Below are 25045 nucleotides of genomic sequence, written 5' to 3' on the forward strand. Positions count from 1 at the left end.
TGAAATTGTATTTATTTGGTCTGTATTCTCTTCTATTGGTTCAAAAGTAGAAAAAAAAACGATATAATCTATAAAATCTATTAAATTAATATATATTTGTCAAAAATATTATTGTAGACCAATCCTATAGATATACATAAAATGATAAAAAACAACTGTAATTTACTTGTAATAAGCTTATTGTTGTTGCTTAATAATAATGCATGCGCTCCAAAAATTGAAAACGGATACACTAAGGAACGAGGTTTCGAAGGAAATATTTCTTTGTCTGGAGCATTTGCCCTCTATCCTTTAGTTGTTTTATGGAGTGAAGAATTTAAAAAGGAACATCCACTTGTTCGCTTTAATATTTCTGCCGGTGGAGCCGGAAAAGGAATTGCCGATGCGCTGACTGGAATGGTCGATATTGGACTGATTTCTCGCGATCTTCATCCCGAAGAAATGAAAAATGGTGCATATCCCATTCATGTTGCAAAAGATGCCGTTATCTGTACCATCAATGCCGACAATCCAAACTACCGTCTACTGAAGGAACGCGGATTGACCAATGCAGAACTAAAAAATATCTTTATTTACAATAAGTATAAAACGTGGAATGACATTGATAAACGTTTTACAACAGATCCTGTAACGGTGTATACACGTGCAGATGCTGCTGGAGCAGCTGAAACATGGGCCAATTTTTTTAAAAGTAAACAAGAAGATTTAAAAGGAGTCGGCATATTTGGTGATCCCGGCATTGCACAAGCGGTCAAAGATGATCAAAATGCCATCGGTTTCAATAATATCAATTATGTCTATGATTTAAAGACAAAAAAAGTAATGGATAAGATTGATGTACTGCCCATAGATCTCAATGGCGATGGCAGCATCAATGAACAGGAAAGTTTCTATAATACGATTGATGAACTGACAGATGCCGTGAGTAATAATAGATATCCAAGCCCGCCATCCAGAGACCTGTCTTTTATCACAAAAGGCAAGCCCGACAATTTACTGCTTAAAGAATTCATCTCTTTCGTCTTAAAGAAAAAATCGCAGAGCTATTTACTGGAGAATGGCTATGTGCCGCTAACAGAAACATTTATGAACGAAGAATTGAAAAAGTTATAATATGTTGCGAACAAGATTAATAAAAAATGCTATTGCAAAGCAGTCAAGCTTTGTTTTGTTGCTTATCTCCCTTTCGGTTGTGATCATTATTGGTATTGGCTTGACTTTCAAGTCGATCCCTTTATTTGAAACCTTCAATATTTGGGATCTTCTGACGAATCATATCTGGGCGCCCATGAAAGGAAGTTTTGGATTTCTCCCTTTCATTATGGGTACATTAAGTGTCACACTTGTCGCCCTGCTCATCTCTTGCCCACTTTGTATCCTCAGTTCAATTTATTTGACGGAATATGCTTCCGATACATTAAAAAATATCGTGTTACCTCTGATCAACGTCTTGGCTGCAATTCCTCCCGTACTATATGGGGTATGGGGCGTACTGTTTATTGTACCAGCAATACAATCCTACATAGCTCCTATATTTGGTGTCTCTACTTCAGGATATACGATTTTAGCCGGCGGCATCGTATTATCGGTTATGATCTTTCCGATCATGATCAGTATTATGGTCGAAGTACTCAAAACAATACCTGCGGAACTCAAAGCCGCTTCTCTATCTTTAGGAGCGACCAAATGGGAAACTGCCCAAAAGGTGATCTTACGCCGAGCAAAACCGGGTATTATTGCCGCGATTGTTCTCGCCATCTCCCGAGCATTTGGAGAAACAATAGCCGTCTTGATGGTCTGTGGCAATGTGCCCAAGATACCAACATCCATCTTTGACGCAGGATATCCGATTCCAGCACTAATTGCCAATAACTTTGGCGAGATGATGTCTATTCCCCTTTACGATTCAGCACTGATGTTTTCCGCTTTACTCCTATTTGTGATTATTTTCGGATTCAACTTAATTTCACGTATCATATTAAACAGATTGGAGGGCAAACACAATGGATAATCTAAAAAAAAGACTTTTTAAAGAAAAGATTGCGAAAGGCTTTATGCGGCTATCAGGTATGCTGGTCACAGGTTCACTTTTTTTTATTATCGGTACAATACTCTACAAGGGTTTACCATATCTATCTTGGGAGATGGTCAGCCAACTGCCTCAAGGAGGATTTTATATGGGTAAAGAAGGAGGAATATTAAATGCTATTCTCGGTTCGCTCTATCTCGCTGGGGTCGCGACCCTGTTAGCGACTATCATTGGAGTTCCGATCGCTTTATTTTTAAATATATACATCAAAACCTCTTCCAGATTAGCGCAATATTCAAAATTGATGTTCGATATTCTTTACGGTATCCCTTCCATCGTATATGGTGCTGTAGGATTTACTATTATGGTCTATTTTGGTATCCGTGCATCCTTACTTGGGGGTATTATCACCATTACATTACTAACTATACCGATCGTGGTCCGTACAGTCGATGAATTGATCCGAACAGTCCCCAACGATTTGAAGCATGTGACTTTGTCCTTAGGTGCCACCAACTGGGAAGTAGCAAAGGTCTTTATTTTACATATTAAACCAGGTATTTTCACCGCTATATTATTGGCATTTGGACGTTCTATTGGTGATGTCGCTGGCGTGTTGTTGACCACGGGATTCAGTGACAATCTCCCACGGTATATTGACGAACCAGCAGCAACTCTACCGCTGGCTATTTTTTTCCAGTTAAGCAGTCCTATTCCTGAAGTCCAAGGTCGTGCCTACGCATCTGCACTTATTTTAACTTTTATCATTCTAATTATTGTTATATGCACTCACATCCTATCATCGAAACAGAACAAACACAAGTTGTAAACCCTGCTATTCAGCCGCATATTCAAATACAAGATCTGAATATTCATATTGATGGGCACCATATTTTAAAAAACATCAATTTGTCACTACCCAATAATAGTATCACCTCGATCATTGGTCCATCAGGCTGTGGAAAGACAACATTATTAAAAACACTGAACCGCCTGATCGATGATACTAAAGGTGTGCAGGTATCCGGATCAGTCTTTGTCAATGGTGAAGATATTTATGCACCAAATGCCGAAGTGACCCATATCCGAAAAAAAATGGGACTGCTTTCTCAAAAACCTTTTCCACTACCGATGTCGATCTATGATAATATCGCTTATGGGCCACGCATCCATGGTACACGAAACAAAAAGGAATTAAACGCAATCGTAGAGACACAGCTGAAGAATGTAGGCCTTTGGGAAGAGGTCAAAGATCGATTGGACCAATCCGCCACGAGGCTTTCTATTGGTCAACAGCAACGCCTATGCTTAGCTCGAGGACTAGCGGTCAAACCAGAGATTATCTTAGGAGACGAATCGACATCTGCACTCGATCCGATCTCCACGCAGACCATTGAAAATCTTTTGATTGAACTCAAGAAAGATTATACCATTGTACTGGTTACCCACATCCTGAGACAAGCACGCCGTGTATCCGATTATATTATTTTTGTATATGGTGGAGAGATCCTTGAGTTTGGAAAAACAGAAGAAGTACTCTTAAATCCTAAACATGAGATCACCCGACAATACGTCAAAGGATTTATTTCATGATAATGAGCTGACGTGCGTATTTTTTAATAAATTATTTATATTTTTATATGATATGAAACAATTCAACTTGTCTATGAAAAGTAAATTAGCCACCGTACTGATTAGTTCTTTTGCCTTGTACTCGTGTTCAAACGGGACTACGGGGGCAGAAACCAATACAGTAGATAGCATCTATCCAGCTGTTGAAAAAAATGAAGCCAATACAAAATACAAACCTGCTTTTGCGGGTCAAACACGTATCAATGGCGTAAAGACCAACACGGCATTTGAAGGAGTCGTATTGAATACCACCTTAAAATCTCCTTGGGGCATAGCAGCGCTACCAGATGGACGGTTACTGATCACAGAAAAAGAAGGTACATTTAGAATTGCTACTACCGATGGCAAAGTTTCAGAGCCGATAACAGGACTGCCAAAAGTAGATTCGGATGGGCAAGGTGGATTGTTAGGATTGACAATCGATCCAAATTTTGAAACCAATCGCATGATTTACTTTGTTTTTGCAGAGCCAAGTGCAGAGGGCAACTTGACAGCAGTAGGCAAAGGAAAATTATCTGCCGATGATAAAACAATAGAAAATGTAGCCGTTATTTATCGAGCTACTCCCAAATACAAAGGCAAGTTACATTACGGTGGACGGATCTTATTTGACAAGTCCGGCAATTTAATCGTGAGTACCGGCGAACGTTCAGATCTAGCAACCAGACCACAAGCACAAGATCTCAAATCAGGATTAGGTAAGATTGTCAGAATCACGACAGATGGTGCGCCTGCATCGGGCAACCCATTTGCAGGACAAGCTGATGTAAGGCCAGAAATATACAGTTACGGTCATAGAAATGTACAAGGTCTGGCACTACATCCAGAAACTGGTGATCTGTGGGAAACTGAATTTGGTCCACGTGGCGGAGATGAATTGAACCGTATTGAAGCTGGTAAAAACTACGGATGGCCGACCATTACTTATGGATTAGAGTACAGTGGCGAAAAAGTAGGTGATGCCATTCAGCAAAAAGAAGGATTAGAACAGCCCGTTTACTATTGGGATCCTGTCTTATCGCCAAGCGGTATAACATTCTATACCGGAGATCGTATTCCGGAGTGGAAAAACAACCTATTTATCAGCGGTCTAAGCAGTACACATATTGCGCGATTGGTCATCAAAGACAATAAAGTCGTTGGCGAAGAGCGATTATTGGCTAAAGAAGGACAGCGTTTTAGAGATATCACGCAAGGCAAAGATGGCGCACTATATGCGATCACCGATTTAGGAAGACTCTATAAAATCGATAAAAAGAACTAATCTTTTCGAAATAAATGCAAAAAGGTAACCGATGGGGTTACCTTTTTTTATATAGCGGTATGAATAACAAAAGAGATAGTATGATCAGACACGTTGTTTTTCGGATTTTAGCACTAATTATATTGTTGTTCATAGCTATTCCCATTGCGATGGCACAACTCGATCCCGCTCGCCGTTGCGGGACCGGCGATATTGGTGCTATCCTATTTTTTATGGGTATAAATTATCTAGTTTGGATGATCTACCTACTTGCAGAATCTTTTTTCTTATATCGTAAGCATGAAATCGCAAAATTCAAGTTCAATGTGATCGCTGCCTTGATCCTTCCCATCTTTATATTAGTATCTTTTGTTTTTAATCTGATGGATTAAGAACTCAATTCCATACTATAAAGATCAAAATCTTTCGCCCAATAGTCCTTTACAATCTGGTTTAAAATAAAACCATTTTTTTGATAAAACAAATACGTCAGCTGCGAAGTACGGACCGTAATCCGATCGATATCCGGCATACTTTTTAAAATTGCAATCCGGTGTTCCAATAATTTTCTTCCGTAGCCTTTACCTTGTTCACTAGGCAGGACAATATCCCAGCTGATTACACCCCTTCTTTCTTCCAGTTCGAGGTTGATACCACCACAGGCCACTATTTTACCCTCCGCTTCCAGCACAAAGTATTGCTCGATTTCAAAATCGAGGTAGTACTTCAAATCCTCCATTTCATCTTGAGCAAAATAAGCTGGAATATTTTCTTGCATGACACTCAATACGATCTCCCGATCTCTTACCTCGTAAGCTCTAATTACAACCATAACATCGTGATTTTAGGAATAAAAATGACAAGCGCTATTATAACAGAGACAAACGCCGCGGTCAATACCGCTGCAGCTGCCAGATCTTTTGTTTTTTTAACAAATTCATTATTTTCTTGACACACCAAGTCTGCCAAATTCTCAATGGCCGAATTGACTATTTCCAGTGCAAAAACAGCACCAATGCACAGTAAAATAAACATCCATTCGACTGCAGAAATATCAAAATAGAAACCTGCGATCACCGTTACCACGGTCGCAGCAAGATGAATACGCGCATTATGTTCTTCAATCAATAAGATTTTAAACCCATTAAAAGCATAAGTAAAACTTTTTATTCGATCTTGTAGCGAGAATTTTTGATTTTTCATGTAAAAATGCCGTAAAAGCAAAAGCCGTTTCTTAGTATGATAAAGAAACGGCTTTTATTTGATTATTTTAAATTAAATCAGATGAAATATATCATCTACACCTAATATTTTTTTCACCGTAAATCCTTCCGCATATTTAACCTGTATCGATCTCCCAAATTCTCGAGCACGAGCTGCGGTCGATTCCATAAAATCAGGATTTGAAATGTAAGTCTGAGGTTCATCCGAACCACTCTCCTCACCAGTATAAAACTGCGTCTTATACGCCAAAATTGATTTTTCTTTAACAGCGTAAAAATCGGTAATATCCATCACGATATCCGGTTTAATATAATAATCCTGGATCATCTGCAGTACGAGTCGAGGACGATGCGCCTCCTGTAGCACACCATCATAGGAAGTTTCGATCTTGCGCAATCCCGATAAAAAACAAGCTTCAGAAACCATATGCCCTGCTCTTCCGTGATCGGGATGGCGATCAGTGATGGCATTGGTAATGATAATTTCAGGTTGATATTGACGGATAGCACGGATTACCGCTAATTTATCCTCTTCACTATTATTAAAAAAGCCATCGCGCAGTGCTAAATTATCCCTTACCGTCAATCCCAAGATTGAGGCGGCATCATTTGCCTCCCGGTCCCTTGTTTCAGCCGTGCCACGCGTACCCAGTTCACCCCTAGTTAAATCTACGACACCTACTTTTTTGCCCTCAGCTACATATTTTGCTATCGTTCCTCCTGCGCCCAATTCCGCGTCATCAGGATGCACAGCAATTACTAATAAATCCAGTTTTATCATGGGAGTATATTTTTAAATGTTTAACCAACTAAATGTAGGCAAAAGTACTAAACATTTTGTTCTTTCTACTCTTTTGATCTTACTCTTCCATCAGTAATTGTTCGACACGCTTTTTCACTTTAGCAGCCATCGGTGAAGTAATGGGATAGAAGTAATCAACGACTTCTCCTTTTTATTGATGAGGTATTTGTGAAAATTCCAAACAGGCTTACTGTCAATACGGCCATTCTCTTCTCTATGAGAAAGATGTCGGTATAAGGGTGATGCATATTCTCCAGCCACATGTGAGCGTTTAAAGATCGGGAAACTCACTTGTTGATTGATTCGACAAAATGTTTCCAGCGTATAGCCGGTCAATGGTTCCTGTTTTCCAAAATTATTGGAAGGAAAACCCAATATCTCAAAGCCTTGGTTTTTATAGGTCTGGTATAGTTTTTCTAAAGATTTGAATTGTCGTGTAAAAACACACTGGCTCGCGGTATTGACGATCAGCAACACTTTTCCTTTGTAATCAGCTAATGATTTTTCTTGACCATTAAACTGTAAGGCTCTAAAATCATAAACTGTCTTCATAAATTATTTATTGTTATTTTTTAAAAATAGCGTGGATCCCTTCTCGTTTTTTGAAATTCTCTGATGATATTTTCAATTTCAAAATCCTCTCTAGGATCATACGTACTTTTGAGGTTATGTCCAAATATTTTAGCCACTCCCTGATATAAAAATGCCGTCAGTCCGCCTTTCATCTGTTTCACCATTTCATAACTCGAGTGCCCAGTCTGTCTATCAATAAGTTTAATTAAGATTTTCCCCTGTGTGATACTCATGTTTTTAATTTCTTTATTAAACATGGCTTTCACCTCATTTTCACAATTTTCTATTAGTTTCTTTTGTTGTTTTTTATCGGTCTCCAAAGCCAGCTCACGATCCAATTGATCGTATCTTTTTTGAGCAAATATCGCATACGGTAACACTCTTAAGACATTTCTTCTTAATCTCAAATATTCTTTCTTAGCATCCTCCGAAGTCCAGATACGCGGTTTGGAGATTTTTACTTCAGGAATTAAAAACCAAGGCAGTCGCTCACCAGTCTCCAAAGTGGTCATATTGTATTCTTCCAGCACTTCCTGTTCCCCCTCCCCGTAACGAGGTACTGTCAATGCTTGAGCCATCCCTAAAAGAGGAACGAAGAAAAGCAAAAAAAGCATCCAGCGTAAGTTTATTTTGATCATTACAATTTAAAAATTGTCCTTTTTTTGTCAATAGTATTAAAAAATTATTACATTTAATAAAAATAAATTTGGTTTACTACTTATTCCATTAAATTAACATTAACTAATTTAAGAAATGTATTTTTAAAATCATAATGCAACTGCAAGTTTATGAAAGATTATGTGATTGATATAGAAGCAGAAAATAAAGAAATACGTAAAAGATACAGAGCATTACTACGCGCATGTAAACCAACGATGCAACGAGGCGACAAGCAGATGATCAGAAAAGCTTTTGATCTTGCTCTGGATAGCCACAAAGAAATGCGTCGAAAATCTGGCGAGCCTTATATTTTCCATCCAATAGCTGTAGCGCAAATCGCTGCAGAAGAAATTGGCTTAGGGACTACCTCGATTGTATGTGCCCTATTACACGATGTAGTTGAAGACACCAACATTACCCTTGATGAAATCGAGCAGATGTTTGGTAAAAAAGTACGTCGTATCATTGATGGATTGACAAAAATTTCAGGAATTTTTGATCCCAATAGCTCCATGCAAGCGGAAAATTTCCGTAAGATGTTGTTGACATTGGCCGATGACGTCCGCGTGATCTTGATCAAACTTGCCGATCGCCTCCACAATATGCGCACCATGGAGTTTATGGCTCGCGACAAGCAGCTCAAAATCGCTTCCGAGACCAGCTATTTATATGCACCACTCGCCCATCGCTTGGGTTTGTATGCCATTAAGTCCGAGCTCGAAGATCTCTCCATGAAATTTACCGATCCGGATACTTATAAGTTTATCGCACGCAAGCTCAATGAGAAAAAGGCCGAAAGGGAAAAATTCATTGCAGACTTTATCGAGCCGGTACAAGAAATATTACGCGAACAAGGCATCTCGGCACAGATCTTTGGTAGACCAAAATCCATCCATTCCATTTGGAGCAAAATGCGTAAAAAATCTATTCCTTTTGAAGAGGTTTATGATCTATTTGCTATTCGAATTGTCATCGATACAGATGATGAGCGCGAAAAAACGGAATGTTGGAAAGTCTATTCTATCGTTACTGACCTCTATCGTCCAAATCCTGATCGTTTAAGAGACTGGGTATCCTCTCCAAAAGGAAATGGATACGAATCGTTGCATACAACGGTCATGGGACCAAGAGGGCAATGGGTTGAAGTACAGATCAGAACCAGCCGTATGAATGAAATTGCGGAAAAAGGTTTTGCAGCACACTGGAAATACAAAGAGTCAAATTCCGATAGCGGACTAGACCAATGGATTAAAAAAATCAGAGATGTCTTAAGCAATCCTGAGCAAAATGCCTTGGATTTTGTCGATGACTTCAAGATGAATTTATTCTCAGATGAGATCTTTATTTTCACCCCAAAAGGAGCTTTAATTCAGCTTCCCCATGAGGCCACAGCTTTAGATTTTGCATTTGAGATCCATTCCGATATCGGAGCCACCTGTATTGGAGCAAAAGTCAACCATAAATTGGTACCACTCAGCCACGTGCTGCAAAATGGCGATCAAGTAGAGATCATCACTTCGACCAAGCAGACACCAAAAGAAGATTGGTTAAATTTTGTCGTTACAGCCAAAGCAAAATCAAAGATCCGCTCTTCTTTAAAAGAAGAAAGACGTCGCGTAGCCGAAGATGGAAAAGAAATTTTAGAACGCAAGCTGAAAACATTAAAAATTACGTACAATACGGACAATATTAATAAGATCGCTAACTTTCTAAAATTCTCCAGCTCTCAAGATCTGTTTTATAATGTAGCCAAAGGATTGGTCGATATCAAACAGTTACGAGAATTTGTTGCACATGAAAAAAACAACGATGCAACCTTAAGTACACAAAACACACAATTCAACAACCATATTGGTGGACTGGTCGAAAAATTTAACAAAAAAGACCAAGATACCCTATTAATTGGTGACGACCTGCAACAGATAGACTATACACTAGCTCCTTGTTGCAATCCCATACCCGGAGACGATGTATTTGGATTTTTAACCGTCAATGACGGTATCAAAATACACCGCACAAGCTGTCCAAATGCATCTAAATTGATGGCAAATTATGGTTATCGGATTATGAAGGCCAGATGGACCTCCAAAAATGATGTTTCCTTCTTAACCGGATTGCGTATAGTAGGGATCGACGATGTCGGCTTGGTCAATAAACTGACCACGGTGATTTCACAAGAGTTCAACGTCAATATACGTTCACTCAGTATCACGAGCAACGAAGGCATCTTTGAGGGTAACATTATGGTGTTTGTCAATGATATCGCACAATTGGAGAGCTTAATGAAAACCCTTAAACAAGTACAGGGCATCACAACTGTTTCGCGTTATGAATCTGAAAGTTAACATCAGTTTAATATCACATTTTTTTTATCTTACGATAATTGAATCAAAATTGGTAAATTTGTAAAGAATCTTATTGATTAATATGAACTCAGCTGAAAATTACGCAACAGTAAAAAAGATCTTTGAAGCCTACTTAGAGAATAAAAATCTAAGAAAAACTCCAGAGCGATATGCTATTTTAGAAGAAATTTATTCCCGCACGGACCACTTTGACGTTGAGTCATTGTACATCCACATGAAGAATAAAAAATATCGAGTTAGCCGTGCTACTGTTTACAACACATTAGAATTATTAGTTTCCTGTGATTTGGTGACCAAACATCAATTTGGCCGTAATATGGCACAATTTGAAAAATCTTATGGATTTAAGCAACATGACCATGTCATCTGTATCGAGTGCAATAAAGTAGTTGAGTTTTGCGACCCCCGTATTAACCAGATTCAGAGTCTTATGGGCGATCTATTGAAATTTGATATTAAACATCACTCCCTCAATCTTTATGGTATTTGCAATGAGTGTCAGCAAAGTATTGCTGCTGCAAAAGCTAAAAAAGAGGTTATTTCAAATTAATCTGAGGATTGGTAAAATATAATAGTACATTTGTTCAGAAAATGATTTGCTCATTTTTCTGAACATTTTGTTTTTAGATAATTCAAAAAAATTAACATAAATTCTTAATCACAATACTTTAAAAGCTATGCAAGTTGATGTGCTTTTGGGCTTACAATGGGGAGACGAAGGTAAAGGTAAAATCGTTGATGTATTTTGTCCACAATACGATTTAATTGCTCGTTTCCAAGGCGGCCCTAACGCCGGACACACATTGGAGTTTGATAACAAAAAATTCGTTTTAAACACGATCCCTTCGGGTATCTTCAATGAAGGAATTCTTAACCTAATCGGAAATGGTGTTGTTATCGACCCGATTATTTTAAAGAGAGAACTAGACAATTTGAAAACTGCTGGATTTGATCCAGTTGGAAAAGGAAATTTAGTGTTAGCTCGCAAAGCGCATTTAATCCTTCCTACACACCAATTATTAGATGCTGCTTCAGAATCTAAAATGGGTGAAGGCAAAATTGGTTCGACATTAAAAGGTATCGGTCCTACCTATATGGATAAAACAGGTCGTAATGGCCTACGTGTGGGTGATACTACATTAGCAGATTTCAAAGAACGCTATGAGAAACTGAGAGAAAAACACCTTTCTATTTTAGCACATTACGGTGAAATCCCTGATTTTTCTGAAAAAGAAGAAGCTTTCTTAGCGGCGATCGAATTCATTAAAACAATTCCACATGTTGATTCTGAGCATTTAGTAAATCAATACTTGAAGGATGGCAAAAAAGTATTAGCTGAAGGCGCTCAAGGTACTTTGTTAGATGTTGATTTTGGATCATATCCATTTGTAACATCATCCAACACAACTACTGCAGGTGCATGTACAGGTCTAGGTATCGCTCCAAATAAAATTGGTGCAGTATATGGTATCTTCAAAGCTTATGCAACACGTGTAGGTGGAGGTCCATTCCCAACAGAGTTACATGATCAAGTAGGTGAAAATTTACGTCAATTAGGACATGAATTTGGTGCCACTACAGGTCGTGCACGTCGTACAGGTTGGATTGATATTCCTGCATTAAAATATGCTATCATGTTAAACGGTGTGACCGAATTGATCATGATGAAAGCCGATGTATTGGATACATTTGAAAAAATCCAAGTGTGTACACACTACAGACATGAAGGCAAAGTAATTGATTATATGCCATACGAAATCATCACAAACGAGGCTGAGCCTATTTTAGAAGAAATCGATGGGTGGAATCAAGATTTAACAGGAATTACGCAAGAGAGCGAAATCCCAACAGCATTGCAAAACTACATTACGTATCTAGAGAAAGCATTAGAAGTGCCTATCACGTTCTTATCAGTAGGACCAGATCGTAAACAAACATTAAAATTGACTAAATAGTTAATGCGGGTCGAAGACAATTTTGTTATAGATTCAAAGTATAATTTTCATCAAAAAGCGCTGCAATGGGCAGCGCAATTTGATGAAGTAGCCTACCTCCATTCTAACGAACAGACGGATCAATGGAGTGCATTTGACTGTTTAATTGCTGTTCAAGCCACTGAGCAGTATACCTCTACCCATCAGCATAGCCTCGCTGAGGTTCAACAATTCGTTTCGGATCATCCCCATACTTATATACCAGGTTTTCTTTCATACGATCTGAAAAACGAAATTGAGCAACTCCAAACCCATCACGTCGATCGGTTGGACTTTCCACTTGCATATTTTTTCATTCCGGCTATTACGATTAAGATCATCGGAAATACCGTATCGATCAGTGCCGAAAAGCCTGATGAAATATTTCGAGCCATTCTAGCCCTTGAAATAAAAAACGAAGCGGTCGGTTTTAGTGGTCAGGTACAGACCAGATGGACCAAGGAAGAATACCTTACAGCATTTAGCAAGATGCAGGATCATATCCAACGAGGAGATATTTACGAGGTCAACCTTTGTCAGGAATTCTATGCAGAGCAGGTCGATCTAAATCCTTTGGCAGCATTTGAAAAATTAAATCAAATCTCCCCTACACCTTTTGCCGCTTTTTTTAAATTTCAGGACAAATATATCCTGTCCGCTTCACCAGAAAGATTTCTTGCCAAACGCGATAGGCAACTGATCTCTCAACCCATAAAAGGAACAGCAAAGCGCGGATTTACAGATGAAGAAGATCAGCAGATCATAAATCGCATGTTGAACTCTAAAAAAGAAATTGCTGAAAATGTGATGATCGTCGATCTCGTTCGTAATGATTTAACAAGAAGCGCAGTTCCAAAATCAGTTAAAGCAGACCATCTATTTGAAATCCACACATTCAAACTGGTCCATCAGATGATTTCAACAATCACCTGTGAGATCAGCCCCGATGTATCAGATATCGAAGTCATTAAAAATACTTTTCCAGCAGGTTCCATGACCGGAGCACCTAAAATAGCAGCAATGCAGATCTGCGATCAAGTCGAAGCAAATCGACGTTCACTATATGCCGGATCTATCGGTTATTTTGACCCAAATGGTAATTTTGATTTCAATGTCGTCATTAGGACCATTTTATATAATGCCCAAAACAAGTATTTATCCTTTCAAACCGGTGGTGCCATTACTATTCAGGCCAATGCAGAGGATGAATATCAGGAATGCTTATTAAAAGCAAATGGCATGTTGAAAGTACTTGATACCCATATCCAATAAATATCTACACCTTTAGTAGGATAAAATTATCAATCTTCATTTTTTTTTCTCAAATTTGCGCCTGATTATGGCACAGCTCTATATTGACATTCATACCCATCAGCACCGCCCGCCAGAGGCAGATCTCTTTTGTGTATACAACAATATGCTTAACAGTGATCAAGATCATAGTTTTTTTTCACCCCTCACCGCAGGATTACATCCTTGGCATATCGCAGCAGAAGATCCATTTAAAGGTTTACCGCTCCTGGAAGAATTACTCCAAGATCAGGAAATCTTAGCAGTCGGTGAATGTGGTATCGATAAAATAATTCCTGTCCCCATACAGGTACAACAGGACGTATTTCAAAAGCAAGTTAGGCTAGCCAAAGAATATGCTAAACCATTGATTATTCATTGTGTACGTGCTTTTGAGGAAGTACAATATATACTAAAAGAAGAGCAATTTGCGGGCAAGAGCATCTTTCATGGATTTAACAAGAATAAAGAACTTGCAGAGCAATTATTAAAAAAAGGATATTACCTTTCGTTCGGAGCTTCCATATTGACTGGTAAGCACGATGAAGCACTCGCATCTGCACCCCTAGATCAGCTGTTTTTAGAGACAGACGATGCAACGCTAGATATTAGGACCTTGTATGCCTATTTGGCGCAGTTAAAAAAAATATCTTTAGAAGAACTAAAGAATACCGTATTTAATAACTATCAACTTGTATTTGGATAAAATATGAAAGACTTATCATGGCTATCACGCACAGAAGCATTAGTGGGACGTGAAGCTTTAGAAAAATTGGCAAATTCTCACGTCATGGTTTTAGGACTGGGTGGTGTAGGTTCATTTGCAGCAGAATTTATCTGTCGTGGCGGAGTTGGCAAAATGACCATCATTGATGGTGATACGGTTGATCCATCCAATAGAAATAGACAATTGCCTGCACTGGCAACAAATCATGGTATGTCCAAAGCGCAGATCATGCGCGATCGCTTGTTGGCTATCAATCCAGAATTGGATTTAACCATTATCGAGGATTTTGTTCTTCCCGAAAAAATTTCCGATCTATTAGATCTCAAGCCAGATTATGCCGTAGAAGCCATCGATAGCATTACGCCAAAATTGTTTTTCATCCGTCAGGCCTTAGAAAGAAAAGTTCGCTTTGTAAGTTCAATGGGTGCCGGAGGTAAAATGGATCCCACCAAAATAGAAATTGCCGATATCGGAGAAACGTATAATTGTAAACTTGCCCACCATATTCGCAAAAAACTATATAAGCATGGTATACGAAGTGGCTTCAAAGCGGTATTTTCAACAGAATTGCCAGATAAAGCATCTCTATTATATACGGATGGAAGCAATTATAAGAAATCGGCTTATGGCACCATGTCTTATCTCCCAGCTGCCTTTGGAGGCGCCATCGCATCAGTAGCTCTAAGAGATCTAATTGCTAAAAATTAATGATATTCTCGTCAATATGTACTTAATATATTGACGAGAATATGTAGTTTTGACTATGGAAAAACTTTTAAAGTTAGTTGAAAAGAACAAACTTGCTAATCAGCCAGTTGATGAGTTTTCAATGGTGATCGACGATAAACAAATTGTTCATGGGGTCATTTTTGTCGTAAAAATTGAGAAAAAAACCTTCAAACTTTTCATTCCTGAACCCCACTATAAGGCAGTCATTGATGGCGATGCTAAACCCTTGATCAAAAACATCTTAAAACATCCTGAAGTTATGCTATTTGCATAAAATATTATTAGGCAATGCATTATAAACAGTATATAAATTTTTTGTATTATACTGTTTATATCTCCTTTCCGCATCAAAAATCACTCCCTCACGTTAAGATCCATTGCTGAACATATCTTTTTATTTAAGGCGCTTTTTAAGCGATTTAAAGCATTAAAATATAGTAATAGAACAGAAGTGTAGCGTTGAACTCCAGAGACGCTTCAGTGTATTTATTATTGATTATCGCCATCAAGCCAAAATCGGATCAGCTCTACCCCTTGCAGTTGACGCTACTCGATCAAGTTAAAGATCAATAATAAAGAAGTTATAAATAGTACAAACAGGCCCGTTAAAAAGATAATATCTGCAATATTTTCCAATCTTTTAACTTCCCTCAAATGACCTCTTTTCATCGCAATAAAAGAGATGATACAGCTTGCCATAAATATAAAGATCGCAAGGGCAGCACACTCATCAATTAAGCTCTCCTCTGTTAATTTCATTTTTTTTATTGTCGTTAAGACTAAAAAACAAATTCCGAGTAAATTGGCCGACGTATTTAATATATGAGAAGTACGTCCTGTACTTTCCCGTTTATCTTGATTATGATTTGTATCCATTGACAATTTTCAATTACAAACAAAGTTACCTATACTTTGTTGTTTTTACGGTTGTTGATCATCCTTTTTAAGCGCACTTACACTTCAGGTAAAATCTTGTAATTTAAACCTCAAATGTTACAGTATAAATTTTTATCCAAACAGGGATATTTGTTTAAGTTAATTTAAAGCAGATTATGAATCAAAAATATCAAATATCAGGCATGACTTGCAATGGGTGCCGCACCCATGTATCGGATAAACTCAATCAAATACCTGGGATCAAAGCGATCGTTACATTAGATCCTGCCGAAGTGATCATTGATAGCGAACAGGCTATTGATATCGAACAATTGAATGATACACTATCCGAGATTGGTGATTATAAAATCAGGGAAACAGTAATTGAAAATAACGAATCTAATTCAACACAACATAGAAAAGAATATCAAACGATAACCAAAGCAGCAGTTTCACCTTCTGGTAAGTATATCTGTCCCATGTATTGCGAAGGACATGATCATACATACGATGCACCTGGCTCCTGTCCCGTCTGCGGTATGTTTCTCGTTCCTGTTGAGTCCTTGGCACATCAGGCAGCAAATCAAGTTGAAGTACCCAAAGCTTCCTGCTGTTCGTCAAAAAAACAGGACAATCCAGTAACAGCAACATCTACAGCAGCTTCGGGTAAGTATATCTGTCCCATGTATTGCGAAGGACATGATCATACATACGATGCACCTGGCTCCTGTCCGGTCTGCGGTATGTTTCTCATTCCTGTTGAGTCCTTGGCAGATCAGGCAGCAAATCAAGTTGAAATACCCAAAGCTTCCTGCTGTTCGTCAAAAAAACTTGACAATCCAGTAGCAGCAACATCTACAGCAGCTTCGGGTAAGTATATCTGTCCCATGTATTGCGAAGGACATGATCATACATACGATGCGCCTGGCTCCTGTCCCGTCTGCGGTATGTTTCTCGTTCCTCTTGAGTCCTTGGCAGATCAGGCAGAGGGGCATAGTCATACGCAAGCCTCCTGCTGTTCAACACATGAAAAAGTAGATAAACCAAAGGTTACAGCCCAGTCGGCCGGAAAATACTATTGCCCTATGATGTGTGAAGGTGACAAACTGTATGATAAGCCCGGATCATGTCCCGTATGTGGAATGAATTTAGAAAAAATCCCTGAAAAGAAGGCGGCAGTCACCTACAGTTGTCCGATGCATCCAGAAGTCGAAAGCGACAAACCCGGATCATGTCCCATCTGTGGTATGGATCTAGTCGCCAATGCCGCTGCAGAGGAGGTAGATCATACCTATCAAGATCTGAGGAAAAAACTTTGGATTGCCATCTTATTTACGGTACCCTTATTTATACTGTCCATGGGTGAAATGATCCCAGGCAACCCGATTGGTCAGCTCATTACACCAAAGATGTCAGGTTGGGTGCAGCTATTTTTAACTATTCCTGTTGTCTTTTATGCCGCATGGATGTTCTTTGAGCGCGCTTGGACATCCTTCAAAACCTGGAATTTGAATATGTTCAGCTTGATCGGTCTAGGAGCAGGAGCAGGTTTTTTATACAGTGTCGTTGCCCTTTGTTTTCCATCGCTCTTTCCAGATGAGCTTCTCGGACATCATGGGCAAGTTGCCCTATATTTTGAATCTGTCGCTGTTATCCTGACCCTAGTCCTATTGGGACAGATGATGGAAGCAAAAGCTCATTCCAAAACAAATTCAGCCATTAAAGAACTGATCAAACTATCGCCTGCGGAAGCAAATTTGGTTGAAAACGGTGTGGAGAAGAAAATTTCCGTCGCCGACATTCAGTTGGATCAGGTATTACGCGTTAAACCAGGAGAGAAAATCCCTGTAGATGGAGCAATTACATCGGGTTATAGCACCATTGACGAATCCATGTTAACAGGAGAACCCGTTCCGGTAGACAAAAAAGAAGGCGACAACGTGAGTGCAGGAACCATTAATGGGAACCAAACCTTCTTGATGAAAGCCAACCGCGTAGGTGACGACACCTTATTGGCACAAATAATTGAAATGGTCAACAGTGCAAGCCGTAGTAAAGCGCCCATTCAAAAACTGACAGATCGTGTATCCCGTATTTTTGTCCCCGTTGTGATCGGTATTGCCATATTAACGTTTGCCGCTTGGATGATTTATGGCGTCGAATCCAAACTTGCTTTCGCATTGGCCAATGCATTAGCCGTACTCATCGTTGCATGTCCATGTGCATTAGGTCTGGCAACCCCGATGTCAGTGATGGTAGGTATAGGTAAAGGTGCTAAAAATGGTATTCTCATCAAAAATGCAGAAGCACTTGAAAAACTAGATAAAGTCAATGTCTTGGTGACCGACAAAACAGGAACCATAACCGAAGGAAGACCAAGTCTGGAACAGATATTCAGTACCTCCAGCCACACTACTGAAGAACTATTGATACTAGCCGCTTCTGTCAATGCAAATAGCTCCCACCCATTAGCAGAAGCTGTAGTCAAGAAAGCTAAAGAGTCATCATTAACATTCCAGGATACCGATCGTTTTGACACCATCAATGGCAAAGGTGTGATCGGTTATATCGCCAATCAAAAAGTGTTATTGGGAAATGAATCCTTATTAGCAGATGATGGCATCACGATCACCGATGCAGTCAAAGAACAAGTTGCCGTCGAGCAGCAAAAAGGCCGTACCGTTTCCTATTTGGCTCAAGGTACGACACTGTTAGGGTATTTAGTGATCGCTGATAAAATCAAAGATACCGCAAAACAAGCCATCCATTATTTGATGGATCATGGTGTTGACGTGATTATGTTAACCGGTGATAATGCAAAAACAGCCAAAGCAGTAGCCGATGAGCTGGGTATTAAACACTTTAAAGCGCAAGCACTGCCACAGGATAAATTAATGGAAATCAAAAAGCTACAGCAAGAAAATAAAGTCGTAGCCATGACCGGTGACGGGATCAATGATGCACCCGCTTTGGCGCAAGCCGATATCGGTATTGCCATGGGTACAGGTACAGATGTAGCCATCGAAAGCGCTGAGGTGACCTTACTAAAAGGAGATTTACTAGGTGTGGTCAAAGCAAAAATACTGAGCCATAAATTGGTGAGCAATATCAAGCAGAATCTACTCTTCGCCTTTTTGTACAATGTCTTAGGTATTCCTATTGCAGCCGGTATCCTATACCCTACTTTTGGTATATTGTTATCGCCGATGCTCGCCGCAGCAGCGATGAGTCTGAGTTCAGTATCCGTCATTTTAAACTCATTGCGACTCAATACGGTCGATATTGATGCGAAATAATTGCTACTACAGACCTGCATCAGGTCTACATATTTGAAAATAGCCTCTTAAAAAAGAGGCTATTTTTCGTAGCTACATGATGATTTCCGAAGAGAATAAGATTAATTATAACCATATATTTGAAGCAGCAATTACAGAAACAAAAACAGTTGATCGCTCATTCGCCAGAGGTTTTGCTATATCCATTGATCGATCAGCAGCTCCAAAGCTTAAAACAAAGAGTCCTTGTCAATCGTCGAGCAATTACACAAGAGGAATTATTGGAACAATACAGTTTCGGTTCAATTGCTGCAAAAGACTTTGACGATACCGAATATGGAAATTAGTTGATGTTTTTTTGGTTTATCCCATCAATACGAGCATTTTCCAGAAAATTACAGATCGATCTCCTTCATTGTTTGAGATTAATTTGTTACTTTCAACGAAGTATGGGCGCTGCACGAAGAATTCATCCAGTTTCATATTGAGACGTTATTTCACCTAAATCAATGATGGTAAACAATGAAAATATGGCATTACTTCTTAGGGACCCTGTTGATCTTCGGCTTACTGAGCTGGCTTTCCTATCATAATGGAATGGCTTATCATGGTTTAACAACTATAGGATTTCCGCTTACGTATTACAAGGAAGGTGTTGGACAAAGTTTAGATACTGGACAAATGGAAGGCTTTAGCCATTATTCATTGCTCGCTGTAGCGGCAAATCTAATCTGCTCCTTTCTGACCTACTTCGCTTCACGTTACTTGTTCAACATGTGGAAAGATAGAACATCATGAAAAATCAATAAAGTTTAAATTTTAGCGGCATAAATGATCACTCTGTAATAGCTTTCTTAATCAAGCATATAAAGTATCGCCTACAATGATTATTTTTGACAAAAAATAAAGCGCAAAATGAATTTCAAAACGATCATACTTTTAATCCTAGTCGTCATTATTACGATTTTTTTTATGCAGAATACTGCTCCTGTGGAGTTCTGGTTTTTTGGCAAGCATATTTTTGCGCTTTCCTCTATTATAGCCATCACCCTCTTTATTGGGATCATTATTGGTGCTATTCTATTACGACCAAGGAAAAGAAAGACCGAAGTGATTCAGGTCAATCCCTCTACGACATCAGATATGGACGAAATATCGAGCTCCAAATCAACATTGAGCAATGAAGATCGCGATTATATTTCCTGATTTGTAAAAATTAATACCCTATAAATGAAAGGACAAGAAGGTCCTTTGTAATTAAATAGTCGTTTTATTTGCACTGTATAGTAGTTTTTTCTACCTTTGCATCACTCCAAACAACGAAGGAAACTTCAAAAAAAGAGTAAGATTCCGTAGCTCAGCTGGTAGAGCAATACACTTTTAATGTATGGGTCCTGGGTTCGAATCCCAGCGGGATCACAAAGAAGCTTCACAGAAATGTGAGGCTTTTTTTGTATCCAATGGGATGAGAACAGAAGCGTTGGGATGGGTTCGACCTTTTTCATTGCGGACATGCGTTTGGGGTATGTGGTTCGCAATAAATCCCAGCGGGATCACAAGAAAGCTTCACAGAAATGTGAGGCTTTTTTTGTATCCAATGGGATGAGAACAGAAGCGTTGGGATGGGTTCGACCTTTTTCATTGCGGACATGCGTTTGGGGTATGTGGGTCGCAATAAATCCCAGCGGGATCACAAAGAAGCTTCACAGAAATGTGAGGCTTTTTTTGTATCCAATGGGATGAGAACAGAAGCGTTGGGATGGGTTCGACCTTTTTCATTGCGGACATGCGTTTGGGGTATGTGGGTCGCAATAAATCCCAGCGGGATCACAAAGAAGCTTCACAGAAATGTGAGGCTTTTTTTGCAATCTATCTTTACATAACCGCGCTGCATTTAGCCACAAATTGCTCAAACTTCCGATCTGTATTTCGCATGATCGGTCCATGACCGAAGCAGATGATAGCAGGATTTAGATTTGCTAACTTCTGGAGCGATTTGATGTTGAGCCGCTGATCGGAGGTGAATATATTTGGCGGAAGCCGCAGACCAGTCGCTGTGGTGAGCAGGTTCATATTTGTCGCAGCATCCCCGATTATCAGTACACCATCCCGCTCACGGAAAAAAGAAATATGACCTGCCGAATGTCCGGGAGTCTCTATTACCCGAAAGTTTCCGATCCTATCGTTTTCAACAATTGTGTGCTCCACTTGATACCCCTGACCTGCCCAGTACTTTTGTTGAAGCTTTGCTACCCAATGTTGCGGAGTTGGATAGTCGTGGGTTACCATACCCGTTTCAGTCCTAAAAACTTCACTGGGATGACAGAGCAAAGGTATCGCAAACTCAGCGCATATCAGATCGCTACAGCCTTGGTGGTCCGCATGCGAATGCGTCAGTACATGTTGGTAAACGGGGATTTTCTGGAGAGCTTTCTTTACAGTGGTATACGAACTCCTTATTCCGGAGTCGACCAATACACCTTCGATAATATAACAGTTGATACTGTTTCGTGGCATCAATGAAATCTGGAAAACTTCGGGAGCAATTTGATGTAACATTGTTTTTTTATGCAAATCTACACCGCTGACCAGGACGGCATAAGGACATTTGTCCTATAATACATTGGGTCTATGTATTTGTCCTTTCGCTCGTGTCAGTGATCGCTGCGTGATGCCCAGGTACGATGCCAGATCCTGCGTCGCTATGCGCTGCACGAGCATCGGTTCGCTAGACAGGACATGGCGGTATTTATCCACAGCCGACCTATTATTGTAATTCAGCAGATAACGTTCCTTTTGGTTATACTCCCGCTCCATCACCGATTTTATAACCCCGTTCCAGGCGGTCACCTCACCAAGCAGATGCTGATAGTTCGAGTAGTCTATCCGATAGATCAGGCTATCTTCTATAGCCCTGATACTCCTTCTCGATTTTTCCTGCGCCACAAACTCCGGAAATGAGGTCACAAATTCATTTTCAAACTTGAAGCAAGTTATATTCTCCTTACCTTCTTTATCGATCGCGTACGCCTTTACTGCGCCACTAGCGATTAATCCAATATGACGGCAGGATTCATCCTCACGAATAAAAAAATCACCCTTTTTTAAGCGCATTGGTTTGAAAAACTGCATAGAAAAGTTGATTTCCTCAGCCGATAGTCCTCGTGTTGAGGATAGGTAATTTTCAAATACGTCAGTCATTTCGCACTCTTCTTGTCCTTTCATTTTCCTTTTAACCGTCTATGGATACATATCCAATCCAACATCCAAATCTAACAATTATTGTACATTCACAAAAAGCTGCATCTATAGCTTTTTTAGTTCACTTTACTAGCACATTACAGGGCATGATCTTTCCATTTACTGACTGTTACTCCATTTTATTTCATCAGCTTTTGTTTGTATATTCAGAATAGAAATCTGTCGCTCTGATGGCGTATTCTTTAATTGGTGGACGCTTTTCCCATAATTCGTCAACTATCATTAGCGTGGTAGTGGATTGCGCCTCCCATAGAGCTCAATAGTACAGTCATCATATCAGGGTCGGCGAGTTTCGAACCAATAGAGGCTCATGATCGTGTGCGGGCATTTAGGGGACTGAGCCAACTTTCTTGTTCACGGTAGAGAATTTGGGATGGCAGGACTGCTTAAATCTCAGCGGGATCATGAAGGTAAAGCTAATCGCAATATGAGCTTTCTTTAATTTTAAAGACATGAGAGATCAGAAAGAATGTAGACACATTTGCCACTTTCTTTGTGATTCTATACATTTGTTTTCGTAAGACCAATTGAGAGGAATAGCACTGAAGAGTGACTTATTGATCTTCACTCCTGTTTTAGCAACAAAGTACCAAATAGAAAAAAAATCATAGAAGCTGTCCCCATTCGGAGAACTCGGTCGTCATTGAGGTATATTTAATTTAAAAATTTTAACACGATGAAAGAATTTGCATTAATTTTCAGACTACAAGACATTTCCGATTTCAAACCATCACCGGAACAAATGCAGGAAAGAATGAATTGGTTAGCAGGTATTGCCTCACAAAACAAATTAGTGGATAAGGGAAATACCCTCTTACCATTTGCAGGAAATGCTAAAACTGTAAAGCCAAACAATGTGATCACAGATGGTGCCTACACCGAAATCAAGGAATTTATCAGTGGCTACATTGTCATAAAAGCAGACACCATTGATGAAGCAGTAGAAATGGCAAAAAGTAACCCGATCTTTGATCAAGTGGGCGGAAGCATTGAAGTACGAGAAGTAATAAAACGTGACTAACCCAAAATCATATACGGAACTTTTACCGCATTTATTCCGACAGGAATATGCTAAAATGACGGCTGTCCTTTGCCGTCATTTTGGATTGGCAAATATCGAAATTGCCGAAGATATTGCTAGTGATACCTTTCTAAAAGCATCTGAATACTGGGCTGTCCATGGTGTACCCGATAATCCGACCGCATGGCTATATACCGTGGCCGCAAACAAACTAAAAGATTATTTCAAGCACAGATCTATTTTTGATAGCAGAATTAAAGATGCAGTAACTGTTCAAGCAATGGAGATAGAGAAGATTCTGGAATTTGATGATCAAATCATTGCCGACAGTCAATTGGCTATGATTTTTGCCGTATGTCATCCGACAAACTCTACAGAAGCACAGATCGCATTGGCACTTCAGATTTTAGGTGGTTTTAGTGTCGAGGAAATCGCCAAGGCCTTTTTGACAAATAGAGAAACCATTAAAAAGCGATTGCAAAGGGCACGCACCAACTTACGATATAATCATTTTCAAATGCAAGACTTAACTGCAAATGATATACAAGCGAGGTTGGACACGGTTCTAAAAACATTGTATTTGCTCTTCAACGAAGGCTATTTTTCCACAACCCACACTCAGCTCATCAGAAAAGAGCTTTGTTCAGAATCCGCTCGGCTTACGCTGGTCTTAGCTGAAAATCCACTCACCAATACACCGCAAGTAAATGCCTTGCTTGCTTTGATCTGCTTTCAGAGTTCGAGACTGGATGCAAGAACTGGTACCAATGGCGAAGCCATCCTTTTTGACAAACAGGACAAAAATCTCTGGGATCAGGCACTCATCGACAGGGGAAATTATTATTTAATCCACGCCTGCAACGCTGAAGAAGTTTCAAAATACCACTTAGAGGCAGCTATAGCATATTGGCATACAACCTCCACCGATACGAACAAATGGAAACATATTTTACAATTATATAATAGGCTTATCCTGATCGAATACTCACCAGTTACAGCCTTAAATCGAGCATTTGCTTACGCTAAAGTCTATGGTAGCGAAAAGGCAATCGAGGAGGTGGAAAAGTTAAATCTTCCGGAGAACAACTACTACCATGCATTATTGGGTTATTTATACGCTCAAATAGATATGCCTATTTCAATTCAACATTATACAAAAGCAATTGATTTGACCAAATCCAACATAGAAAAAGAGACACTCAGACAAGAAATTGATCGCTTGTTGCAAAGCGGAGAAAATAAGGGTACAGCAAGCTAAGGGTTAAAGCAATCAAATGGATAAATTGTAAAACTGGGTGAACTCAAAACAGTCATGCATGCATCGGAGATTCAAACCGATTGTACCATGCAGCCGTTATAGAGACC

26 protein-coding genes, 1 tRNA gene and 1 pseudogene are annotated in these 25045 nt (G+C 39.4%); 20 read left to right on the plus strand and 8 right to left on the minus strand.

What is annotated here, in order from left to right:
• Positions 1-186: 186 nt before the first annotated feature.
• From MUB18_RS15185 to MUB18_RS15210, 6 genes are all read left to right on the plus strand, one after another.
• Complete coding sequence (locus MUB18_RS15185) at positions 187-1113, plus strand: PstS family phosphate ABC transporter substrate-binding protein (protein WP_248753690.1); 927 nt, start codon at positions 187-189, stop codon at positions 1111-1113.
• Position 1114: 1 nt separating this feature from the next.
• Entirely contained in the window at positions 1115-2011 is an 897-nt protein-coding gene (gene pstC, locus MUB18_RS15190; RefSeq protein ID WP_248753691.1) for a phosphate ABC transporter permease subunit PstC, read from the plus strand.
• Positions 2004-2858, plus strand: a complete 855-nt coding sequence (locus MUB18_RS15195; RefSeq protein WP_045754779.1) for a PstA family ABC transporter permease — start codon at positions 2004-2006, stop codon at positions 2856-2858. Before pstC ends, MUB18_RS15195 begins: the two co-directional genes overlap by 8 nt.
• Positions 2813-3622, plus strand: a complete 810-nt coding sequence (locus tag MUB18_RS15200) for a phosphate ABC transporter ATP-binding protein (RefSeq protein WP_045754780.1) — start codon at positions 2813-2815, stop codon at positions 3620-3622. The genes MUB18_RS15195 and MUB18_RS15200 overlap by 46 nt, the downstream gene beginning before the upstream one ends.
• A 73-nt stretch (positions 3623-3695) precedes the next feature.
• On the plus strand, positions 3696-4925 hold the full coding sequence (locus MUB18_RS15205) for a PQQ-dependent sugar dehydrogenase (protein WP_045754781.1): 1230 nt from the start codon (positions 3696-3698) through the stop codon (positions 4923-4925).
• A gap of 59 nt (positions 4926-4984) precedes the next feature.
• The gene (locus tag MUB18_RS15210) at positions 4985-5296 is read left to right on the plus strand and encodes a hypothetical protein (RefSeq protein ID WP_248753692.1); all 312 of its coding nucleotides are present in this window, start codon (positions 4985-4987) and stop codon (positions 5294-5296) included.
• Here the strand turns inward: MUB18_RS15210 and MUB18_RS15215 are convergent.
• The 5 genes and pseudogenes from MUB18_RS15215 to MUB18_RS15235 form a co-directional block, all read right to left on the minus strand.
• On the minus strand, positions 5293-5736 hold the full coding sequence (locus MUB18_RS15215; protein ID WP_045754783.1) for a GNAT family N-acetyltransferase: 444 nt from the start codon (positions 5734-5736) through the stop codon (positions 5293-5295). The genes MUB18_RS15210 and MUB18_RS15215 overlap by 4 nt on opposite strands.
• Positions 5727-6107, minus strand: coding sequence for a diacylglycerol kinase family protein (locus MUB18_RS15220; RefSeq protein WP_248753693.1), 381 nt, complete (start codon positions 6105-6107; stop codon positions 5727-5729). Before MUB18_RS15220 ends, MUB18_RS15215 begins: the two co-directional genes overlap by 10 nt.
• Before the next feature lie 72 nt (positions 6108-6179).
• A complete protein-coding gene (gene bshB1 / locus MUB18_RS15225; protein WP_248755935.1) occupies positions 6180-6905 on the minus strand; it encodes a bacillithiol biosynthesis deacetylase BshB1 in 726 nt (241 codons plus the stop codon).
• Between the two features lie 82 nt (positions 6906-6987).
• Positions 6988-7481 (minus strand): annotated as a pseudogene (locus tag MUB18_RS15230) (glutathione peroxidase).
• Between the two features lie 20 nt (positions 7482-7501).
• The gene (locus MUB18_RS15235; RefSeq protein WP_045754786.1) at positions 7502-8140 is read right to left on the minus strand and encodes a DUF4294 domain-containing protein; all 639 of its coding nucleotides are present in this window, start codon (positions 8138-8140) and stop codon (positions 7502-7504) included.
• A gap of 150 nt (positions 8141-8290) precedes the next feature.
• Here MUB18_RS15235 and MUB18_RS15240 point away from each other — a divergent pair, with 150 nt between their 5' ends.
• The 7 genes from MUB18_RS15240 to MUB18_RS15270 all read left to right on the plus strand — a co-directional run bounded on the left by MUB18_RS15240 (position 8291) and on the right by MUB18_RS15270 (position 15521).
• The gene (locus tag MUB18_RS15240; protein WP_045754787.1) at positions 8291-10507 is read left to right on the plus strand and encodes a RelA/SpoT family protein; all 2217 of its coding nucleotides are present in this window, start codon (positions 8291-8293) and stop codon (positions 10505-10507) included.
• Positions 10508-10589: 82 nt separating this feature from the next.
• Positions 10590-11078, plus strand: coding sequence for a Fur family transcriptional regulator (locus MUB18_RS15245; protein WP_045754788.1), 489 nt, complete (start codon positions 10590-10592; stop codon positions 11076-11078).
• A 127-nt stretch (positions 11079-11205) separates the two neighbouring features.
• On the plus strand, positions 11206-12483 hold the full coding sequence (locus tag MUB18_RS15250) for an adenylosuccinate synthase (protein ID WP_248753694.1): 1278 nt from the start codon (positions 11206-11208) through the stop codon (positions 12481-12483).
• A 3-nt stretch (positions 12484-12486) separates the two neighbouring features.
• Positions 12487-13773 carry an aminodeoxychorismate synthase component I gene (gene pabB / locus MUB18_RS15255; protein WP_248753695.1) on the plus strand — a complete coding sequence of 429 codons (1287 nt, stop codon included), beginning with the start codon at positions 12487-12489 and terminating at the stop codon, positions 13771-13773.
• A gap of 67 nt (positions 13774-13840) precedes the next feature.
• Positions 13841-14497, plus strand: coding sequence for a TatD family hydrolase (locus tag MUB18_RS15260; RefSeq protein ID WP_248753696.1), 657 nt, complete (start codon positions 13841-13843; stop codon positions 14495-14497).
• Between the two features lie 3 nt (positions 14498-14500).
• A complete protein-coding gene (locus MUB18_RS15265; RefSeq protein WP_094772126.1) occupies positions 14501-15226 on the plus strand; it encodes a ThiF family adenylyltransferase in 726 nt (241 codons plus the stop codon).
• 55 nt (positions 15227-15281) lie between these two features.
• Positions 15282-15521 (plus strand): hypothetical protein, encoded by a 240-nt coding sequence (locus tag MUB18_RS15270; protein ID WP_045756454.1) that lies wholly within the window; start codon positions 15282-15284, stop codon positions 15519-15521.
• Between the two features lie 272 nt (positions 15522-15793).
• Here the strand turns inward: MUB18_RS15270 and MUB18_RS15275 are convergent, their stop codons facing one another.
• A complete protein-coding gene (locus tag MUB18_RS15275) occupies positions 15794-16123 on the minus strand; it encodes a hypothetical protein (protein WP_248753697.1) in 330 nt (109 codons plus the stop codon).
• Positions 16124-16299: 176 nt separating this feature from the next.
• Between MUB18_RS15275 and MUB18_RS15280 the strand changes: the two genes are divergently transcribed.
• The 5 genes from MUB18_RS15280 to MUB18_RS15300 all read left to right on the plus strand — a co-directional run bounded on the left by MUB18_RS15280 (position 16300) and on the right by MUB18_RS15300 (position 20817).
• On the plus strand, positions 16300-19419 hold the full coding sequence (locus MUB18_RS15280) for a heavy metal translocating P-type ATPase (RefSeq protein WP_248753698.1): 3120 nt from the start codon (positions 16300-16302) through the stop codon (positions 19417-19419).
• Positions 19420-19538: 119 nt separating this feature from the next.
• A complete protein-coding gene (locus MUB18_RS15285; protein WP_248753699.1) occupies positions 19539-19745 on the plus strand; it encodes an immunity protein Tsi6 family protein in 207 nt (68 codons plus the stop codon).
• Between the two features lie 175 nt (positions 19746-19920).
• Positions 19921-20196 carry a hypothetical protein gene (locus tag MUB18_RS15290; RefSeq protein ID WP_094772123.1) on the plus strand — a complete coding sequence of 92 codons (276 nt, stop codon included), beginning with the start codon at positions 19921-19923 and terminating at the stop codon, positions 20194-20196.
• A 117-nt stretch (positions 20197-20313) separates the two neighbouring features.
• The gene (locus MUB18_RS15295) at positions 20314-20604 is read left to right on the plus strand and encodes a DUF1049 domain-containing protein (protein WP_045756449.1); all 291 of its coding nucleotides are present in this window, start codon (positions 20314-20316) and stop codon (positions 20602-20604) included.
• Between the two features lie 140 nt (positions 20605-20744).
• Positions 20745-20817, plus strand: a tRNA-Lys gene (locus MUB18_RS15300).
• A gap of 456 nt (positions 20818-21273) precedes the next feature.
• Here MUB18_RS15300 and MUB18_RS15305 read toward each other — a convergent pair.
• Together MUB18_RS15305 and MUB18_RS15310 are read right to left on the minus strand one after the other, a co-directional pair.
• On the minus strand, positions 21274-21957 hold the full coding sequence (locus MUB18_RS15305) for an MBL fold metallo-hydrolase (protein WP_317233165.1): 684 nt from the start codon (positions 21955-21957) through the stop codon (positions 21274-21276).
• A gap of 54 nt (positions 21958-22011) precedes the next feature.
• Positions 22012-22599, minus strand: coding sequence for a Crp/Fnr family transcriptional regulator (locus tag MUB18_RS15310; RefSeq protein WP_248753700.1), 588 nt, complete (start codon positions 22597-22599; stop codon positions 22012-22014).
• Between the two features lie 736 nt (positions 22600-23335).
• On the opposite strand from MUB18_RS15310, the gene MUB18_RS15315 reads away from it, so the two are divergent.
• Positions 23336-23680 carry a YciI family protein gene (locus tag MUB18_RS15315; protein ID WP_094772063.1) on the plus strand — a complete coding sequence of 115 codons (345 nt, stop codon included), beginning with the start codon at positions 23336-23338 and terminating at the stop codon, positions 23678-23680.
• Complete coding sequence (locus MUB18_RS15320) at positions 23673-24938, plus strand: RNA polymerase sigma factor (protein ID WP_248753701.1); 1266 nt, start codon at positions 23673-23675, stop codon at positions 24936-24938. The genes MUB18_RS15315 and MUB18_RS15320 overlap by 8 nt, the downstream gene beginning before the upstream one ends.
• The last annotated feature ends 107 nt before the right edge of the window (positions 24939-25045 follow it).

The sequence above is a fragment of the Sphingobacterium sp. PCS056 genome, from assembly GCF_023273895.1.
GTDB lineage: Bacteria > Bacteroidota > Bacteroidia > Sphingobacteriales > Sphingobacteriaceae > Sphingobacterium.

Excerpts from the sequence above, each read along its gene's own strand:
- MUB18_RS15275 (WP_248753697.1), bottom strand. The coding sequence starts at position 16,123 with ATGGATACAAATCATAATCAAGATAAACGGGAAAGTACAGGACGTACT.
- MUB18_RS15315 (WP_094772063.1), top strand. The coding sequence starts at position 23,336 with ATGAAAGAATTTGCATTAATTTTCAGACTACAAGACATTTCCGATTTC.
- MUB18_RS15200 (WP_045754780.1), top strand. The coding sequence starts at position 2,813 with ATGCACTCACATCCTATCATCGAAACAGAACAAACACAAGTTGTAAAC.
- MUB18_RS15250 (WP_248753694.1), top strand. The coding sequence starts at position 11,206 with ATGCAAGTTGATGTGCTTTTGGGCTTACAATGGGGAGACGAAGGTAAA.
- MUB18_RS15220 (WP_248753693.1), bottom strand. The coding sequence starts at position 6,107 with ATGAAAAATCAAAAATTCTCGCTACAAGATCGAATAAAAAGTTTTACT.
- pabB (WP_248753695.1), top strand. The coding sequence starts at position 12,487 with ATGCGGGTCGAAGACAATTTTGTTATAGATTCAAAGTATAATTTTCAT.
- MUB18_RS15280 (WP_248753698.1), top strand. The coding sequence starts at position 16,300 with ATGAATCAAAAATATCAAATATCAGGCATGACTTGCAATGGGTGCCGC.
- MUB18_RS15260 (WP_248753696.1), top strand. The coding sequence starts at position 13,841 with ATGGCACAGCTCTATATTGACATTCATACCCATCAGCACCGCCCGCCA.
- MUB18_RS15215 (WP_045754783.1), bottom strand. The coding sequence starts at position 5,736 with ATGGTTGTAATTAGAGCTTACGAGGTAAGAGATCGGGAGATCGTATTG.
- MUB18_RS15195 (WP_045754779.1), top strand. The coding sequence starts at position 2,004 with ATGGATAATCTAAAAAAAAGACTTTTTAAAGAAAAGATTGCGAAAGGC.
- MUB18_RS15290 (WP_094772123.1), top strand. The coding sequence starts at position 19,921 with ATGAAAATATGGCATTACTTCTTAGGGACCCTGTTGATCTTCGGCTTA.
- MUB18_RS15305 (WP_317233165.1), bottom strand. The coding sequence starts at position 21,957 with ATGTTACATCAAATTGCTCCCGAAGTTTTCCAGATTTCATTGATGCCA.
- MUB18_RS15295 (WP_045756449.1), top strand. The coding sequence starts at position 20,314 with ATGAATTTCAAAACGATCATACTTTTAATCCTAGTCGTCATTATTACG.
- MUB18_RS15240 (WP_045754787.1), top strand. The coding sequence starts at position 8,291 with ATGAAAGATTATGTGATTGATATAGAAGCAGAAAATAAAGAAATACGT.
- MUB18_RS15205 (WP_045754781.1), top strand. The coding sequence starts at position 3,696 with ATGAAAAGTAAATTAGCCACCGTACTGATTAGTTCTTTTGCCTTGTAC.
- MUB18_RS15210 (WP_248753692.1), top strand. The coding sequence starts at position 4,985 with ATGAATAACAAAAGAGATAGTATGATCAGACACGTTGTTTTTCGGATT.
- MUB18_RS15310 (WP_248753700.1), bottom strand. The coding sequence starts at position 22,599 with ATGACTGACGTATTTGAAAATTACCTATCCTCAACACGAGGACTATCG.
- MUB18_RS15265 (WP_094772126.1), top strand. The coding sequence starts at position 14,501 with ATGAAAGACTTATCATGGCTATCACGCACAGAAGCATTAGTGGGACGT.
- MUB18_RS15235 (WP_045754786.1), bottom strand. The coding sequence starts at position 8,140 with ATGATCAAAATAAACTTACGCTGGATGCTTTTTTTGCTTTTCTTCGTT.
- pstC (WP_248753691.1), top strand. The coding sequence starts at position 1,115 with ATGTTGCGAACAAGATTAATAAAAAATGCTATTGCAAAGCAGTCAAGC.
- MUB18_RS15270 (WP_045756454.1), top strand. The coding sequence starts at position 15,282 with ATGGAAAAACTTTTAAAGTTAGTTGAAAAGAACAAACTTGCTAATCAG.
- MUB18_RS15245 (WP_045754788.1), top strand. The coding sequence starts at position 10,590 with ATGAACTCAGCTGAAAATTACGCAACAGTAAAAAAGATCTTTGAAGCC.